Genomic DNA, 272 nt, shown 5'->3' with positions numbered 1-272 from the left:
CTAAACAGTGAAACACATACGATTCTCGAAAATTTCTTTACATTTAAAGAACGGTTTAAACAAACCAAAAGCAGTAAAAATGAGAGATAGCCAAACGGTTGTCTTGAGTGATCGAATCAAACACTTCTTAAGCCTCTGGCTTAATCAGTGTGAACTGCAATCAAGTTGATGCGAGCATCACTGGATTGCTGGCACATTTTATCAGAGAGTTTGATCCTGGCTCAGGATGAACGCTGGCGGCGTGCTTAACACATGCAAGTCGAACGGGAAAC

The 272-nt window shown here is 41.5% G+C and carries 1 rRNA gene; it reads left to right on the top strand.

From position 1 onward, the window contains the following. Window positions 1-198 precede the first annotated feature (198 nt). Window positions 199-272: ribosomal RNA gene (locus GPK81_RS14995) — 16S ribosomal RNA — on the top strand; the annotation flags it as partial.

The sequence above is a fragment of the Blautia sp. MCC283 genome (assembly GCF_018785565.1).
GTDB lineage: Bacteria > Bacillota > Clostridia > Lachnospirales > Lachnospiraceae > Blautia_A.
Note: the sequence above shows the minus strand (reverse complement) of the source record. Positions and strands in the feature narration are given on the sequence as shown.